At 73.2% G+C, this 15,178-nt stretch carries 16 protein-coding genes; 11 read left to right on the top strand and 5 right to left on the bottom strand.

What is annotated here, in order from left to right; translation table 11 throughout:
• Positions 1-70: 70 nt before the first annotated feature.
• Complete coding sequence (locus ABT296_RS06485; RefSeq protein ID WP_351923876.1) at positions 71-1,270, top strand: NAD(P)/FAD-dependent oxidoreductase; 1,200 nt, start codon at positions 71-73, stop codon at positions 1,268-1,270.
• Positions 1,271-1,299: 29 nt separating this feature from the next.
• Complete coding sequence (locus ABT296_RS06480) at positions 1,300-2,247, top strand: sigma-70 family RNA polymerase sigma factor (protein ID WP_351923874.1); 948 nt, start codon at positions 1,300-1,302, stop codon at positions 2,245-2,247.
• A gap of 126 nt (positions 2,248-2,373) precedes the next feature.
• Here ABT296_RS06480 and ABT296_RS06475 read toward each other — a convergent pair whose 3' ends face one another.
• On the bottom strand, positions 2,374-3,204 hold the full coding sequence (locus ABT296_RS06475; protein WP_351923872.1) for a calcium-binding protein: 831 nt from the start codon (positions 3,202-3,204) through the stop codon (positions 2,374-2,376).
• A gap of 269 nt (positions 3,205-3,473) precedes the next feature.
• Between ABT296_RS06475 and ABT296_RS06470 the strand changes: the two genes are divergently transcribed.
• The 7 genes from ABT296_RS06470 to ABT296_RS06440 all read left to right on the top strand — a co-directional run bounded on the left by ABT296_RS06470 (position 3,474) and on the right by ABT296_RS06440 (position 9,194).
• The gene (locus tag ABT296_RS06470) at positions 3,474-4,550 is read left to right on the top strand and encodes a beta propeller repeat protein (protein ID WP_351923870.1); all 1,077 of its coding nucleotides are present in this window, start codon (positions 3,474-3,476) and stop codon (positions 4,548-4,550) included.
• Positions 4,547-5,656: a hypothetical protein gene (locus ABT296_RS06465; protein WP_351923868.1), complete on the top strand. Its 1,110-nt coding sequence runs from the start codon at positions 4,547-4,549 to the stop codon at positions 5,654-5,656. The genes ABT296_RS06470 and ABT296_RS06465 overlap by 4 nt, the downstream gene beginning before the upstream one ends.
• An 84-nt stretch (positions 5,657-5,740) precedes the next feature.
• Entirely contained in the window at positions 5,741-6,151 is a 411-nt protein-coding gene (locus tag ABT296_RS06460) for a DUF6086 family protein (RefSeq protein ID WP_351923866.1), read from the top strand.
• 216 nt (positions 6,152-6,367) lie between these two features.
• Positions 6,368-6,592, top strand: a complete 225-nt coding sequence (locus tag ABT296_RS06455; protein WP_351923864.1) for a hypothetical protein — start codon at positions 6,368-6,370, stop codon at positions 6,590-6,592.
• Positions 6,589-7,512 (top strand): phytoene/squalene synthase family protein, encoded by a 924-nt coding sequence (locus ABT296_RS06450; protein WP_351923863.1) that lies wholly within the window; start codon positions 6,589-6,591, stop codon positions 7,510-7,512. Before ABT296_RS06455 ends, ABT296_RS06450 begins: the two co-directional genes overlap by 4 nt.
• A 143-nt stretch (positions 7,513-7,655) precedes the next feature.
• A complete protein-coding gene (locus tag ABT296_RS06445; RefSeq protein WP_351923861.1) occupies positions 7,656-8,666 on the top strand; it encodes an aldo/keto reductase in 1,011 nt (336 codons plus the stop codon).
• 183 nt (positions 8,667-8,849) lie between these two features.
• Positions 8,850-9,194 carry a hypothetical protein gene (locus ABT296_RS06440; RefSeq protein ID WP_351923859.1) on the top strand — a complete coding sequence of 115 codons (345 nt, stop codon included), beginning with the start codon at positions 8,850-8,852 and terminating at the stop codon, positions 9,192-9,194.
• A gap of 32 nt (positions 9,195-9,226) precedes the next feature.
• On the opposite strand, the gene ABT296_RS06435 is transcribed toward ABT296_RS06440, so the two are convergent.
• A complete protein-coding gene (locus ABT296_RS06435; protein ID WP_351923857.1) occupies positions 9,227-9,820 on the bottom strand; it encodes an MBL fold metallo-hydrolase in 594 nt (197 codons plus the stop codon).
• Positions 9,821-9,949: 129 nt separating this feature from the next.
• On the opposite strand from ABT296_RS06435, the gene ABT296_RS06430 reads away from it, so the two are divergent.
• A complete protein-coding gene (locus ABT296_RS06430; protein ID WP_351924105.1) occupies positions 9,950-10,870 on the top strand; it encodes a GlxA family transcriptional regulator in 921 nt (306 codons plus the stop codon).
• A gap of 66 nt (positions 10,871-10,936) precedes the next feature.
• Here ABT296_RS06430 and ABT296_RS06425 read toward each other — a convergent pair whose 3' ends face one another.
• Positions 10,937-11,518, bottom strand: a complete 582-nt coding sequence (locus ABT296_RS06425; RefSeq protein ID WP_351923855.1) for a TIGR04222 domain-containing membrane protein — start codon at positions 11,516-11,518, stop codon at positions 10,937-10,939.
• A 224-nt stretch (positions 11,519-11,742) separates the two neighbouring features.
• Between ABT296_RS06425 and ABT296_RS06420 the strand changes: the two genes are divergently transcribed.
• Entirely contained in the window at positions 11,743-13,287 is a 1,545-nt protein-coding gene (locus ABT296_RS06420) for a M28 family metallopeptidase (RefSeq protein WP_351923853.1), read from the top strand.
• Between the two features lie 26 nt (positions 13,288-13,313).
• Here the strand turns inward: ABT296_RS06420 and ABT296_RS06415 are convergent, their stop codons facing one another.
• Positions 13,314-13,865, bottom strand: a complete 552-nt coding sequence (locus tag ABT296_RS06415; protein WP_351923851.1) for a GNAT family N-acetyltransferase — start codon at positions 13,863-13,865, stop codon at positions 13,314-13,316.
• Positions 13,853-15,151, bottom strand: a complete 1,299-nt coding sequence (locus tag ABT296_RS06410) for a M48 family metalloprotease (RefSeq protein ID WP_351923849.1) — start codon at positions 15,149-15,151, stop codon at positions 13,853-13,855. The genes ABT296_RS06415 and ABT296_RS06410 overlap by 13 nt, the downstream gene beginning before the upstream one ends.
• Positions 15,152-15,178: the final 27 nt, after the last annotated feature.

The raw sequence follows: 15,178 nt of genomic DNA, 5'->3' as shown, positions 1-15,178 counted from the left end.
ATTCCTGTCAGGAATCGGTGCGCTGTCCCGCTCAACCCGCAGACAGCAAGCGAACCGACAGGAGAACCCCATGAAGCACCGCATCGTCGTCCTCGGCGCCGGCTACGCAGGTTGCGCCGCGGCCGGGCTGCTGGCCCGCCGGCTGTCCCCGGAGGACACCGAGATCACCGTGGTCAACGCCGAGCCGGACTTCGTCCAGCGACTGCGTCTGCACCAGCTGGCGGCCGGCCGCCGGATCGCGGCGCCGCGGCTGACCGAGGTCTTCGCGGGCACGCCGGTACGGCTGCGGGTGGCCCGGGTCACCGCCGTCGACCCCGGGCGGCGGACCGTCGCCGTGGCCGACGCGGACGGCGGTGGCGAGGTCGGCTACGACACGCTGTTCTACGCCCTCGGCAGCCGCGGCGCCGAGGGCGGTGTCCCCGGTGTGGCCGAGCACGCCTTCGACGTGGCCGCCCGGCCCTCCGCGCTGCGCCTGCGCGAGCGTCTGGACGGCCTCGACGAGCGCGGCGAGGGTGGCGCCGTACTGGTCGTCGGCGACGGTCTGACCGGTATCGAGACCGCCACCGAGATCGCCGAGGCCCGCCCCGGCCTGTCGGTGACGCTGATCGCCCGCGGCGAGCTGGGCGCCCGGCTCTCCGCCGGGGCCCGCGACCACCTGCGCCGGGCCTGCGACCGGCTGGGGGTCGCCGTCCTGGAGCACACGGTCGTGGAATCCGTCGAGGCCGAACGGGTGTTGTGCGCCGACGGCACCGTCCTGGCGTCCGACGCGACGGTGTGGACGGCCGGTTTCACCGTCGGCCCGCTGGCCGCGGCCGGTGGGCTCGAGGTGACCGAGGAGGGCCGCGTCGTCGTCGACGGTTCCATGCGGTCGGTGTCGCACCCGGAGATCTACGCCGTCGGCGACAGCGCCCACGCGGTCGGCGACAACGGCCGCCCCCTGCCGATGTCCTGCGCCTCCGCCGGTTACACCGCCCTGCGGGCCACGGCCGCCGCCGTCGCGGACCTGACCGGCCGCAAGGCCGCGCGGACCAAGCTGGAGTACCTGGGCAACCACATCAGCCTCGGGCGGCTGGACGGCATCCTGCAGATGGTCGACGCCGAGGGGCGGGCGAAGCCCAAGTACCTGGGTGGGCGGAAGGCGGCGCGCGTCAAGGCCGGCATTCTCAGGATGTCGCTGTGGGCCAACTCCAACCCGACCTTCGGCCTCCCCAGGCGCAGGCACCGCCTGGCCGAAGTGGTGCGGCGGGCCGACGAGAAGGCGCTCGCCTGAGCGCCCGCGAACTGCCTAGGGTGATCCACGTGGACAACACCGTCACCGATCGCTTCGACACCGGCCGGTTCGAGGCCAACCGGAACCGGCTGGCCTCCCTGGCCTACCGGCTGCTGGGGTCCGCCGTCGACGCCGAGGACGCCGTGCAGGACGCGTTCCTGCACTGGCAGGCGGACCGGCAGCACATCCGGGTGCCGGAGGCGTGGCTGACCAAGGTCGTCACGAACCTGTGCCTGGACCGGCTGCGCTCGGCGCAGGCCCGCCGCGAACGCAGCGCGGGAGCCTGGCTGCCCGAGCCGCTCCTCGACGGCGACCCGATGCTCGGTCCGGCCGACACCTTCGAGCAGCGCGAATCGGTGTCGCTGGCCGTGCTGACGGTCATGGAGCGCCTGTCGCCGCAGGAGCGCGCCGTGTACGTGCTGCGCGAGGCGTTCTCCTACGGCCATGCCGAGATCGCCGAGATCCTCGACATCACCGAGTCCGCGAGCCAGCAGCACCTCCACCGGGCCCGGCGCCGTATCACCGCCGCGCGCCGGGACGGTCGGGCCGATCCGGCGTCCGCCCGCCGGATCGTCGAGGAGTTCCTGGCGGCGGCCTCCTCGGGCCGCACCGAACGCCTGGTGGCGCTGCTCACCGACGACGCGACCGCGATCTCGGACGGCGCCGGCCTCACCGAGAAGCTGCTGCGGTACGACACCGCACAGCGCATCGCGGCCGTCGCGCGCGCGGGCTTCCAGCCCTCGCCCGCAAAGCGGCGGCTGTCCGGGGGCACGCCCGCCATCCACTACGCCCTGGTCAACGGCGCCCCGGCGCTGTTGTTCGTGGTCGGCGACCAGGTCACCGGCGCGGTCACCTTCGACCTCGCCGGCGCGCGGATCGCCTGCGTCCGCGGCATCGCGGCAGCTGCCCGTCTGGTCCGCCTCACCGAGGCGTGGCGACGGCACGAACCGGAGACTCCGCTCGTCGCCGAGTGGTGACCCGGGCGCCGGGCGCCTTCCGGGTCAGGGCGGGTCTCGGCACGGTCGGGTCTCGGCACGGTCGGGTCGCGGCGGGGTCGGGCCGCGGCAGGGGCGGGTCGCGGCGCACCCGCCCCTGCCGCTCCGTCAGGGGCGTACGTCGACGTAGTCGCCGGCCGCCTTGGCGGGGCCGGTGGTGGTGGTTCCGGCGAAGTTCCAGCGCCAGTAGCCGTCCTGGGCGGCCTTGACCGTGGCGCGCAGGTTGCCGGTGCTGTTGGTGTTCACGGTGGTCACCGTGGTGTAGGTGTCGCTGCCCTTCGGACGGAACTGCAGTTTGACGGCCTGGCCGGTGTAGCCCGCGTACCGGTAGGTGTCCCAGTTGGCCCGTACGAGCTTGCCGGTGACGGTGATGGCGGCGCCCTTGGCGACCGGTTCGGGCGCGGCGTCGACCGTGAGGCGAGCGGCACGCTTGAGGCCGAACGAGGTGACACCGGGGGCGAAGACGGAGGCCCCGTCGTGGCTGTCGACGAGCGCGTCGACCTTCCAGGTGCCGGCCTGGGCGTTGGCCAGGTCCACCGGGTCGTCGCCGCCCGGGCGGAGGTGGGCGTTGACGGTGAAGGACGTGGTGCAGGCCGTCGCGGTCTCGCAGAACGCGTCGGTCGTGTAGAAGCCGCCGTTCGGCCCCTTGAGGTCCACGTCGACGAACAACAGGCCGGAGTCGTCCGCTCCGGTGACCGTGACCGGGAACGACACGTCGTTGGTGGTGCCCACGATGACGTCGTGCCCGGAGTTGACCGTGGCGCCGGTGACCACCGGGTCGGCGGGCGTGGTGTCGGCCGTGGCACCGGTCGTGGCGCCGGCCCCCGCCAGCGCGACCACCACGGCGCCGACCACAGCGCCCCGGCTCGCCGCGCGAGCGGCGGGCCGTCGTACGGCGGTGGCGCCTCTGTCGTCCGGTGATGCGGTGCAGCGGCTCATGGGACCCTCCCGAGAATGACGCGATGGGCACCAACACCTTCCGGAATCAGGGGTGTTGGTGGGGCGCACCCCGACTGACGGTGGTGCGTACCCCCTACGACTGCCGAAGCGGCCGGATCGTTGCCCCCGCTCTCCAGGGAACTCGGCGCGGCCCTTGGCGCGAGCGCTCGGCGCGTTTCCGGGGAAGGCGCGAATCCTGTCTCCCGCATCTATAGACAGACGAGGACATGCCAATAAGCTGAGCGGCCTTCACGTTCTGGGGAGGTCCCGTGCGCCGTCTCCGTACGTTCCTCGTCTGTCTGCTGCTCGCGTGCGCCGCGGCGGTGACGCCCGCCGCCGCGGCCCCGCCGGGCGCGGCCGTGGCACCGGGCTGGTCGGCGCTGCCCGTGCCGCCCTCGGCGCCGGTACCGCTGACCGTGTCCGATCTCGCGGCCCGCGGACCCGGCGAGGCCTGGGCGACCGGGTACGAGCACGCGGCCGACGGACTGCGGCCGATGCTCTACCGGTGGAACGGCACCGCGTGGAACCGGGACAGCACGTTCCCGGGCGCCGACGAACTCGGCTGGCTCGGCAAGGTGCAGTTCGTGGGCGACGAGGTGTGGATCCTGCACAACCGCGGCGGAGAAGGGGAGATCCTGCGCCGGGCGGAGGACGGGTGGACGTCCCTGCCGCTGCCCCAGACCCTCTGGACCTACCAGGACTTCACCGCCGTACCGGGCGGCGCGTGGGTGGTCGGCGAGGACGGCACCGGGCTGAAGGTGCTGCACCACGACGGCACCGGCTGGACCGAACAGTCCACCCCGGAAGGGGTGTTGTACCTGATGGGCATCACCGCGCGGACCGCCACCGACGTCTGGGCGCAGGCCGACACCACCGACGGCACGACGATCCTGCGCTGGGACGGCACCGAGTGGCGGGACGCCCGGGTGCCGCTGCCGCCCGACAGCAATGTGCACACGATCCTGCTGGAGCCCTCGGGCCGGGCGGTGATCGGCGGCAGCCAGTACACCGACGGCGTGCCCCGCACCTACCTGATGACCTTCAACGGACATACGTGGCGCACCACTTACCCCCCGCTCGGTGACACGTTCACCGAGGCGATGGTGCGCGGACCGGACGGCGCGCTGTGGCTGCCGGTCCGCAGCGACCGGGCGTTCCAGTCCAAGTACGCGCGGGTGGACGGCCGTCGCACCACCTTCTCCTACGGCCCGGAACGCACGAACGCGATCGACGTCAAGCCTCGCGCGCTGGCCAGGGCCGGGGCGGGGCTGCTGTCCTTCGGGACGGTCGAGATCTACGGCTCGAAACCGACCCTGATGAGCGAGTGGCTGGGAGGCCGCCCATGACACGCCGGCTTGCAGTGACGGTCGTCGCCGCCGTCCTGACGTTCCTGGGCGTCCTGAGTCCGGCCGCGGCGCAGAACGCCTCCTGGCAGCATGTTCCGGTCCCGGCGCAGGTGCGCCCGCAGGCCGCGCTGAACGAGGCCGTGGCGTTGGGAGCGGACCGGGCGTGGGCGGTGGGCGCCGACGCCGTCGGCCGCGAGGCGCCGGGCTTCCCGCTGCTGCTGCGCTGGGACGGCAGCGGCTGGCAGCGCCAGGGTGTGCCCGGGGCGGGCTGGCAGGGCGAACTGCTGTCGGTCTCCGCGACCTCGCCGAGCGACGTCTGGGCGGTGGGCCGGGACACGGCGGGCGCCGCCCGCCTCCTCCGCTTCGACGGCACCTCCTGGTCGGAGAGCCGGGCGCCGCGCGGTGTCCTGCTCACCAAGGCCGTCTCCGGGGGCGGTGAGACCTGGCTGATCGGCTCCCGGGACGGCGCGCAGGTGCTGCTGCGCCGGGACGGGCGCGTCTGGCGGGAGCTGCCGGTGCCCTCGGGCGCCGTGTACGGGCTGCACATCCGGGCGGCCGACGACGTCTGGGCCGCGGGCGCGACCGCCTCGGGGGCGGCCGTGTCGCACTGGGACGGGCAGGCGTGGCAGCAGACGGTCGTGGACGGCTTCCCGCGCTCGGCGGTGGGCACCGTGCTGGCCGTCTCCCCCACGGAGGTGTGGGCGGGCGGCACGGCCGGGTTCGTCGGCGGGCCGGTCGGCCGCCCCATCCCGCCCCTGCTGGTCCGCTTCGACGGCCAGACCTGGAGCCGGGTCCCCGTGCCCGCCGACTTCGGCTCCGTCACCTCGCTGGCGACGTCCGGCTCCGGCGGCCTGGCCTGGGTCTCCATGGCCCGCTCGCAGAAGTGGGGGCCGCCCGGCACCACTCCCCCGCTGATCCCCGGACCGGACTTCCTCGCCTGGGACGGGCAGTCCTTCGCCGAGCACTCCGAACCCGCCGTCCCGGGGGAAGGGGACTCCCAGACCCTCAACCTCGCGCCCGTGCCCGGGACTTCGTCGGTGTGGTCCGTCGGCCGCGCCGCCGGCCCCGAGAACACCTTCGCCCCGCGGGTGCTGCGCTTCGGCTGACGTCCTCCCACGGGCAATCGGGATGCCCTGCTCCGGCCGCTCTTCTACTGTGGCGGCCGGAGCGCCGAGCACGGGGGATCAGCGATGAGCATGTACTTCGACATGGGCGACGAGACCCTGTGGAACCCGTCGAGCGGTGCGGGCCGCCTCTTCCTGCGGCAACTCGCCGTCTTCGAGGCGGAACTCGGCCTGCCGTCGGGCATCGGCCAGGGCAGACACTGGGGCGACCCCGACACCCTGGAGGTCGACCCGCGCCGGTACGCCGAGTTCACCCGCGCCCTCGTCGACCGGCACTGCCGTACGGGGCACTCGGTGATCCTCGCGCTGTCGGAGGGGTTCGTCGCCACGGCGCTCGCCCTCGCTCGCCGCGCGGGCATCGAAGTGGCGCTGCCCGCACCGGAATCCGGCCCCGCCGATCCCCGGACCGCGTCCGCCGCGCCCGCCACCGCGCTGGACGACCGGGCGCGGGAGCTGGACCGCAGCATGGCTCGCTGAACCTTCGCACCCGAGGGTCTCTTCGAGGGCGCGGTCGTCCGACTGCGAGACTGACCGGGCCACTCCGACCCGAACGAGGCTTTGATGACGAACCGAGCGCGCCCCCGCGTGCACCTCCTCACCGGGGGCCCCGCCTGGGAAGTACGCAAGGCCGCATCGCGGCAGCCCGGGTTCTCCAGGGGACAGAAGGAGGCCCGTAAACCTCTCCTTGCCGCGATGAAGGAGCTGAGCGAGGCCGTCGAGCGGCGGGACTGGCGAGCCGCCCGCGCCGCCCGGGCGGCGGCCTGGGCGGAGGCCGACAAGCTCATACCGGATCTGACCCGGGAGGAGCGGCGGAGCCTCGGGCGGTACAAGCAGCGGATCGCCGCGGGCGAGACCCGGGATCGGCTCCGCCCCGACCGCGTTCGCCCGCCCCGCCCGCCTCGAGGAGGAGAACTGTGACCAGATGGTCCGTGGCCCTGGACCGCGCCGGCGTCCGCGATCCCGAGCTGCGTCGGGACTACGACGCCCAGCGCCGGACCGTCCGGCGGTTCGATCCTCACGCTTATCTCGCCGCACGCCTGTTGCTGCCCGCTCGGCTCCACCCGCCCGTCGTGGCGGCCGTCGCCTTCATGCACGAGACGGACGAGTTGATCGACTCCGGTGACGTGGACGTCCGCCGCGAGGCGCTGCTCGCCTGGGACCGCGAGGTGACGGAGGCACTGGACCAGAACTCCGCGAACCCCACACTGAGGGTCCTCGCCGACACCGTCCGACGGCATCCTCATCTGGCCGTCCGGGTACGGGACTTCCTCGACGGAGCGGCGGTGGAGGCGGTCTGGACGGGCTTCGACACCGAGGACGACTTCCAGGCGTACGTGGACCGGTACTCCTTGCCCGCTCTGATGCTCACGGCCTCCCTCATCGCCCCGCCGCGCGAATCGACGCGGTACGCGCACTTCCAGCGGCACTGCCGCACGCTGATCGAGGGCTGGCAGCGCATCGACAACCTGGCGGACCTGCGCGAGGACGCCGAGAAGGGGCAGATCGGCCTCCCGCGCGCCACGCTCGCCGAGCACGGACTGACGCCGGAGGGGCTGCGGGCGCGGGCTGCGGACCCTGCGGCCGTGGGCCGGCTGGTCGCCGCGCAGGCGCGGCTCGCGGGCGACGTGCTCCAGGAGTCCCGGGCGCTGCCCGGCCTGGTCGACGCCGAGTACCGGCCCTTCGTCAGCGCCCTCGTCTCCGTGCAGCAACTGCGGCTCGGGGCACTCCGCCGCAAGGGCGGCGCCGTACTCGCCGGGGAAGTGCGGCCGCCCGTCGTGAGGACGCTCGGGGTGCTGGCTCGCCAGGGCTTGCTCGCCCGGCGGCTGCGGAGCCGCTGAGCGGGGGACACGGACGCCAACTTTACATTAGCCCGCGCATGCAAGTATTGTCATTGCAAGTAAGGCGCGCTGGCAAGCAATGACGGCGTCGCACGACCGGCGGGCCAGGCCCTCCTGCCCGCCCCTCCCCCACAAAGGCAGCCATGTCTCTCAAGGAAACTCTCCCCGGCCGTCTCGGCTTCGGCACCGCGCCGCTCGGCAACATGTTCCGCGCGATCCCGGACGACGAGGCCCGGGCCACCGTCGAAGCCGCCTGGGAGCACGGCACCCGCTTCTACGACACCGCCCCCTTCTACGGCGCCGGCCTCGCGGAGACCCGGCTGGGCGAGGTCCTCGCGACCAAGCCGCGCGACTCCTACGTGCTCTCCACCAAGGTCGGCCGGGTCATCCTCGACGAGCACGAACCCGCCGCCCGCGACCTCGGAGAGAAGGGCGGACTGTTCGAGCACGGCAACCCGAACCGGATCGTCCACGAGTGGACCGCCGCCGCCACCGAGCGTTCCGTCGAGGACAGCCTCAAGCGCCTCGGCACCGACCGGCTCGACATTGTCTGGGTCCATGACATCGCCCAGGACTTCCACGGCGACCAGTGGCTGCAGAAGTTCGAGGAAGCCCGCACCGGCGCCTTCCGCGTGCTGTCCCGGCTGCGCGACGAGGGCGTGATCAAGGCGTGGGGCCTCGGCGTGAACCGCACCGAGCCGATCGAGCTGACCCTCGCCCTGGACGAGCCCCGGCCCGACGGCTTCCTCCTCGCCGGCCGGTACACCCTCCTCGACCACGACCACGCCCTCCAGCGCCTGCTGCCGATGGCCGAGGAGCAGGACGTCGACATGGTCGTCGGCGGCCCGTACAGTTCGGGCGTCCTCGCGGGCGGCACCCACTTCGAGTACCAGCAGGCGCCGGCCGGGATCGTCGAGCGGGTCGGCAGGCTCAAGGCGCTCGCCGCCGAGCACGGCGTGAGCATCAAGGCCGCCGCACTCCAGTTCTCCCTCGCCCATCCGGCGTCCGCCGCGGTCATCCCCGGCGCCACCCGGCCGAGCCGCATCGCCGAGGACACCGCCGCGCTCGCCGAGAACGTACCGGCCGCGTTCTGGACCGACCTGCGAGCCGCCGGCCTGGTCAGCCCCGCGGCACCGCTCCCGAACAACGCCTGAGCCCCGCCACCGCACCACTCACGCCCTCCACGCGAACCCGGTCGGTGGATCGGTCTGTTGGTTCATCTGTCATGTGACGAGATGCCGTAGGGGACATTCGGGTGGACCGCGCGCCGCACCGCAACTGCCCTCGCCCGCCTGCCCGTCCACCTCACCAACGGCATTACGACCGAGGAGGCACAAGTGACTGGACTTCAGGCATTCACCGTGGGCACCACGGCGCTGCACGACCTCGACCCGTACCGCTTCCCCGCCGCGCGCATGTCCGAGGACCTCCTCGAACCGGCGCCGACGGCCTTCGGCGGCGACCAGTACGACGGCGACTACCTTCTGCCCGCACCCGACCCGGCGAGCCGGCTGTCGATTCCCCTCGAACCGGCCGACCGCCGGCGTCTGGAACTGCACGCCGCGCTCACCACCGCGGGCATCGCCCCGATGCCGGGGGACCTCGACGCCATCGCGGTCCTGTCCCGGCTCGACGACACCACGCACGCCGCGCTCCAGCGGTGGATCCACCACTTCGCCTGACCGAAGTCCCCCGACCGGCAAGGTCGTTCGGGTCATCGCGGCGCCGTGTCGTCCGCCTCGAACTCGGGGCCGTGGCCGGGCACGATCCGGTCGGCGGCGTCGAGCACCCGGAGCCGGGAGGTCCTGAGGGTCTCCCGGTCCGGGGCCACCGGGTCCTCGGCCGGACCGTCCGGGCGCCACCACAGGTCTCCGACGAAGGCCACCACGCCGGTGCCGGTGCCCGCGAGGAGCGTGATGTCCTCGGGACTGTGTCCGGGAGTGCGGAGCAATCTCAGCGAGGGCGTCAGCTCGTAGCCCTCGGCGTCCCGGTCGGTCCACCGGTCCGCCTCGTAGATCGCCTTGTGGTCGTGGACCCGGGCCCGGCCGAACAGGCCCACGTTCATGGTGTTGTCGGGGTGGTGGTGGCTGAGGACCACGTCGGTGATGTCCTCGGGGCCCAGGCCGAGTTCGGCGAGCGGTCCCAGGATGCGGTCGCGGCTCGCCACCATGCCGGGATCGACGATCACATGCCGGTCCGCGTCGGAGACATAGGAAACGGTGGCGGCCACTCCGGGGCCGGTGGACAGGGTGTAACCGACGGTCAGGACCTGGTACTCGGCGCTGCGGCCGAGCTGCGTGTCTGTCATGGCTCCATCCTGGCGAGCCCGCTAGCCGCGTACGACTGGCACTGATGCCATTGATCGCAGGAAATGTGCCACACTCCGCGCGTGCCCCCCTTCACGACCGTCGCCGCCTACGCCCCGCCGGGGGTCGGCATGCTCGCCGTCGGCATCGTCGCCGAGGTGTTCGCACCGCACGGCCCGGCCGCGCCCGGCTTCGACTTCGCCCTGTGCGGCGACCGCCCCGGGCCCGTACCCACCGACGTGGGCGTGCCGCTCGCGGTCACGCACGGACTCGACCGGCTGGCCGGCGCCGATCTCGTCCTGGTCCTGCCGGGAGCCGGATTCCGTACGCCGCCGCCACCTGCCGTCCTCGCCGCCCTGCGGGCCGCCCACGAGCGGGGCGCGCTGGTCGCCGCGCACTGCGTCGGCACCTTCGCCCTCGCCGCCGCCGGTCTCCTCGACGGCCTGCGGGCCACCACGCACTGGCGGTTCGCCGAACTCCTCGCCCGCAGCCATCCGGCCGTCACCGTCGACGCCGACGCCCTCTACATCGACGAGGGAAGGATCAGCACCGGTGCCGGAGCGGCCGCGGGCTTCGACCTCTGCCTGCACCTGATCCGGCGCGAACACGGAGCCACCCTCGCCAACCACATCGCCCGCGACGTCGTCCTGCCCTCGCACCGCGACGGAGGGCAGACGCAGTACCTGGCCGCCCCCGTGCCGGAGGACGGCCAGGACGAGCGGCTCGCCGAGGTGCTCGCCTGGGCGCGCGAGCACCTCCACGAGCCCCTGCCGGTCGTGGAGCTGGCACGACGGGCCGTGATGAGCAAGCGGTCCTTCGCGCGCCGGTTCACCGCGGCCACCGGAACCACACCGCACGCCTGGCTGCGGGAGCTGCGGCTGAGTCGCGCCGAGGAACTGCTGGAGACCACCGACCTGCCGGTCGAGGAAGTGGCACGGCAAGTCGGCTACGGCAGCGCCTCCGTGCTGCGCGAGCGGTTCGTGCGCCGCCGGGGGGTTCCGCCCCGTTCCTACCGCCGCGCGTTCACCCGCGCCACCCGGCCGACGACCTGAACCGGCCGCCGGACGTGCGGGGCGTACGGACTTCCGGCCCAGGACGCGAAATAGGGGGCCGGTCCCCTAGTCACCGCCCCCGCTTCCGCCTCCGCAGCTGTGGCCGCCGTCCGAGGCGGAGTCGGGTTCGGAGTCGCGGTCCAGGGCCCTGCCCATACGGGCCAGGGAGCGGCCGAGGCCCTGCGGGATCGGGTGCGCCCCGAGGACGCGGCGACGGACCGGGCCGTCCGGGAGGACGGCGGCGCCGCCGAGGACGTACCCGGGCAGGTCCTCGCTCTCCTCGGCGGCTCGCAGCCGTCGCCGGCCCAGCCGGGTCGGGCGCCGCCGGGACCCGGTCACCAGGCCCTGCCCGGCCAGGCGGCGGCCGATCTCCTCGACCTCGGCCGAGCCCCGCAGCTCGGTGTGGACGGAGGTGATGCCCCTGTTGCGCAGACACGCGAGGATCAGGGCGCGCTCGACGGGATGTTCGGCGGACGCCCCGTCGGCGGCGCGCACCCGGGGTCCGCTGAGCCTGAGCAGTCCTCGTTCGGACAGCGCGATCAGCGCGGCGTCCGCCACCCGCGGCGCCCCGCCCGCCAGGAAGGCGATGTCGTAGATGTCCAGCGGCTGCGCAGGCGCCTCGGCCGAGCGCCGGAACCTCATTCCCATGCGGACCCCCTCCGTACCCGATGTCTGCCGGGAGTGTCGCCCGGCGGCGGATCGCGCAACCTCGTATCCGGCCATTTCAGAGCAACACTTGAGCTAAGCGGGGGTGATGGGCGGTCGAACTGCTCCTTGGCAGCGGGCAGTCACAGGGTTAACGTGCCTCCACCGTGTTCCGCCGATCAGTCGATCTGTCGACCTGTCTGCTGACCAGTCGTGAGAGGACCTCTATGTCCGCACGTCGAAGAGCGATGGTGACCGCCACCCTGGCCGCCGCCGCACTCGTCTCCCCGCTGCTCGTCGCCGGACCCGCCACCGCGGGCAGCGACCACCCCAACCGGGGCGACGCCCTGGCGAGGAAACTCGTCAAGGAGTCCACCGCCAAGGACGCCTTCCGGCATCTGAAGGTGTTCCAGGCGATAGCCGACCACAACGACGACACCCGGGTGGCCGGTTCCAAGGGCCACAAGCTGTCGGCCCTGTACGTGGAGGCGGTGCTCAAGGCCGCCGGCTACAAGACCTCCCGGCACGAGTTCGACTTCGTGTACACCGAGGAGATCGCCGAGACCCTGTCCGTGGTCTCGCCGACGCCGCGCGACATCCCGGTCGAGCTGATGACGTACACCGCCAGCAGCCCCGAGGGCGGGGTGACCGCGGACGTGGCCGTGGCCCCGGTGGACGCCGACGGCACCAACGGCTGCGAGCCCGCCGACTTCGCGGCCGGCGCCTTCACCGGGAAGATCGCCCTGATCAAGCGCGGCGGCTGCACCTTCGCCGTCAAGCAGGCCAACGCCGCCGAGGCGGGCGCGGTCGGCGCGGTGATATACAACAACACCGCGGGCGCCCTCAACGGCACCATCGGAGACGCGACCCTCGGCAGAATCCCCACCGGCGGTGTCACCCAGGCGGACGGCGAGGCGCTGGCCGCCGAGGCCGCCGCGGGCCCGGTGAAGGTCACGCTCGACGTCCGCGAACTGCGCGAGGACCGCACGACGTACAACGTCGTCGCGGAGACCCGCGGCGGCGACGCGGACAACACCGTCTTCCTCGGGGCCCACCTGGACTCGGTCTCCGAGGGCCCCGGCATCAACGACAACGGCTCAGGATCGGCCGGCATCCTCCAGGTCGCCCAGGAGCTGGCCAAGTCCCAGGGCAAGGTCAAGAACAAGGTGAAGTTCGCCTGGTGGTCGGCCGAGGAGTTCGGGCTGCTCGGTTCCGAGGCGTACGTCGCCTCGCTGACGGAGGAGCAGAAGGAGCAGATCAAGCTCTACCTGAACTTCGACATGATCGCCTCGCCGAACGCCGCGTACTTCGTGTACGACGGCGACGACTCCGACGCGGTCGGCGCGGGCCCCGGCCCCGAGGGCTCGGCCCAGTTGGAGAAGGGCATCAACGACTTCCTCGACTCCAGGAACATCCCGCACGAGGGCACCGACTTCACCGGCCGCTCCGACTACGGACCGTTCATCGAGGTCGGCATCCCCTCGGGCGGCACCTTCACCGGCGCGGAGGGCATCAAGACCGAGGCGCAGGCCGCGAAGTACGGCGGGCAGGCGGGGGTGGCGTACGACGTCAACTACCACGGCGCCGGTGACGACATCAGCAACATCAACATGCGGGCGTTCGACGTCAACATCGACGTCATCGCCGACGCGGTCGGCCATTACGCGTACGACCTGGCGCCGCTGAGCGTGCCGGTGGAGTCCGTCCCGACGGGCGGCGACTCCGGCAGCGGCGGCGGCCTGCACGACGGCCACGGGCACGTGGCCGAGTAGACGCGCCGGCGCGGCCGCGGCTCCCGTCAGGGGGTCGCGGCCGCGCCCGTCACCGCGATCCAGTACCGGCGCTTGGGCCCGGCCGCGGTGTGGCGGACGTCCTCCAGGACACCGCCGTTGCGTTCGATGGTGCGGGCCGAGGCGACGTTGGTGTCGTCGCAGGTGACAAGGATCCGGTCGATGCCGAGTCCCGGCGCCTCGCGCAGTACGGCGCCCAGCGCCCAGGTGGCCAGTCCGCGTCTCCTGGCGGAGGGCCGGACGTGGTAGCCGATGTGGCCGCCGGCTTCCAGCAGGAAGGCGGTCAGCCGGTGCCGCAGGTCGATGGCGCCGAGGAAGGTCTCGCCCTCGACGATCCACCAGTGGGTGGCGTGGACCCGTCCTTCGGGGAGCGGCAGCGACGGGTCGGACTGCTGCCGCAGCCGCTCGGTCCACGCGGCGAACCCCGCCGCGCTGCCGAGGTCGTCGTCGCCCGCCAGGCGCAGCCCCGACACGTCCTCGTAGGCGGCGGGCCACCGCTCCTCGCGGGCGGCGAGCCAGGAGGAGTGCAACCGCGCGGTGGGAGCGATCAGTTCGGCCATGCACGGGACCGTAACACCCGTGTTCCGGCGTGATCGGGTGCTTTTCGCCGGCCCCGTGGTCCGGTCCCCTCGGTCCACGGCCGGTGTCGGGCGGCGAACCCGTGGCGGAGGATCCGCTGTGTCACCCGGCCGCGCGCGTCGGCGAGTTCGGCCGCGATCCGCTGCTCCCGTCCGCTGTCCATGACGACCGCCGCGGGGGCCGGCGCCGCGGTGAGCAGGCTCGCTCGTCTCAGGTGCGTGGGGGGATGCGTCGCGTCGACGCTGTGGCCGCGCAGTGCGCCGGCCCGCCGTCGGCGCTCGTACTCGTGTTCAGGGATCGACGCCATGTCGGCGGCGAGCCTGTGCCACAGCGCCTCCGCGGCGTCCGCGGCGGGGCGCCTCGCGCCCTTGGCCGAGCCGTTGGCCTCCCGGCGCAGGGTCACGGCGGCGGAGTCGACGACCAGCAGCCGGTCCATGAGTCCCACGGCTGCCTCGGCGGACCCGGCGCGGACGGCGACGCGGTCGGCGAGGTACTCGGCCCGCTGTGCGGCGCGCAGCGTCAGCCGGTCGAGGAGGAGCAGGACGCCCAGGACGAGGGTGCCGGGTACAAGGGTCACGAGGTTGACGGCCATCTGGACCAGGGTCGGTTCGGGGGTCGGCGAGAAGTAGTACCGCCAGGACGTGAGTGAGCGCAGGGCGGTGCCGACGATCAGGCCGTGCCGGGTGTCGCCGTTGCCGAAGTGGCCGATCTCGTGGCCGAGCAGGGCGATCCGCTGCGGCGGCGTGAGGATCTCCCAGAGCGGCAGGCCCAGCAGCAGGGCCCGTCGGCCGCGCAGGCCGTACGTCGTCACGCTCGCGTTGAGTTCGGGGGCGTCCGCACGGCGCAGGACCGGGGCGTCGTCCGGCAGGCGGTTCGGGCAGGGCCTGAGCGCCCAGGCCAGCAGCAGGAGGAAGAGGCCGAGCACGATCCCGGGGACCCCTCCCGACAGGAGGGACCAGACGCCCGCCACGGCCAGCGCCAGGGTGAGGCCGTGGACGGCGAGGGCGACCGCGCGGGCGAGGAGGGCGGCGATGTCGCGCCGTGCGCGCGGGCCGCCGTCGGCCGTCATCTCGGCGAACAGTCTTTCGCCGTGTCTTCGCGCCTGGGCGCGCTGTGCCCTCTCCAGCCACCCGTGGCGCTCCTCGGGCCGCGCGGGGTCCACGTTCCAGTCGCAGGCCGCGCACCATACGGCGAACCGTTCATCGGGGCTGACCTCCGCCCCGCACTGTGGACACCGCTGTGTCCTCCCCTCCGTGGCGACCGTCATCGACACACCCCTCCCCAGGAATCCCTG

Source organism: Streptomyces sp. NPDC000983, assembly GCF_040299205.1.
In the GTDB taxonomy this organism is placed as follows: domain Bacteria; phylum Actinomycetota; class Actinomycetes; order Streptomycetales; family Streptomycetaceae; genus Streptomyces.
Note: the sequence above shows the minus strand (reverse complement) of the source record. Positions and strands in the feature narration are given on the sequence as shown.